This is a genomic window from Thiolapillus sp. (assembly GCF_048562965.1).
In the GTDB taxonomy this organism is placed as follows: Bacteria; Pseudomonadota; Gammaproteobacteria; order Chromatiales; family Chromatiaceae; genus Thiolapillus; species Thiolapillus brandeum_A.
This window is the reverse complement of sequence record NZ_JBHNMF010000899.1, coordinates 1-1,159: the sequence shown is the minus strand read 5'-3', so window position 1 is coordinate 1,159 and position 1,159 is coordinate 1. Positions and strand designations below refer to the sequence as shown.

Below are 1,159 nucleotides of genomic sequence, written 5' to 3'. Positions count from 1 at the left end.
GAAACAGCACAAGAAGGGCCTGATGCAGCAGCTCTTCCCCGCCGAGGGCGAAACCACACCCCGCCTGCGCTTTCCTGAGTTTCGGGAGGCGGGGGCGTGGGAGGTGAAGCGGTTGGGGGAGATTGTCGAGGAATTGCAAGATGGTAATTGGATTGAATCAAAGGATCAGTCTAGCGTCGGCATAAGATTAATCCAAACTGGAAATATTGGAGTAGGCGGTTTCATTCAAAAGAATAATAATGCTCGGTATATCTCGGAAGAAACTTTTAAAAGGCTAAATTGTACTGAAATTTTTCCTGGTGACTGCTTGGTTTCTCGGCTACCTAACCCTGTTGGTCGCGCGTGCATTATTCCCGCTATAAAAGAAAGAATGATAACCGCTGTTGATTGCGCAATAGTTAGATTTGATAAAAACATAGTGGTTCCTTATATCTTCATCTTACTAAGTCAAACGCCAGCGTATTTGTCAGTGGCTGAGTCTCATGCTTTTGGTTCAACTAGAAAAAGAATTAGTCGAGGAAATCTATCAAAGTTAAAGATTTCTATTCCCAGTTTACCCGAACAACAAAAAATCGCCCACTGCCTCTCCTCCCTTGATGAGGTGATCGGGCTGGAGTCGCACAAGCTCGACGCCCTCAAGAACCTCAAGAAAGGCCTGATGCAGCAGCTTTTCCCGCAGGATGTGGCATAGATGCAACCTTCTGTGCCGAACGGCCTTCTTCGCTCTGATCTGGACGGCAAGGGTCTGTTGCCGCAGGTAACGCAGGCCAGCCATTCTGAGCTTCCCGAGGATGATCAATATCGCGGAGGGCAGGGAGGTGTCATGAACGTCCTTGTGTATCGCCAGGGGACGACAAACTGCCTTGTGTCGCATAAAACGATAATGGCGATACACAACAAAGGCTATATTGGCCGGCGGACACGCCGACATCCCCTGCTTTTTGCGAGGATTCCGGCAGGCCATCCATCATGGCGCGCCGCCGTCAGACCGTGCTTCGTTTGTCACCGTGCCTCACGGGACGCTGGTGACCTGCCAAGAAACCACCCCGGAAGTAATCCCGGATACTTGCCCGCCCGGCTGATACCATGGACTCACGCGGGGATGGAGGAAAACAACGAATGACCCAACAGGATCGAATACAACTGGGTAAAACACTCT

General features: G+C 50.5%; 1 protein-coding gene. It reads left to right on the top strand.

The genetic code is table 11. The features are described 5' to 3' along the window. Window positions 1-691: restriction endonuclease subunit S (locus tag ACOCD2_RS21015; protein ID WP_419621208.1), on the top strand; the 691-nt coding region annotated here is incomplete at its 5' end. Window positions 692-1,159 lie beyond the last annotated feature (468 nt).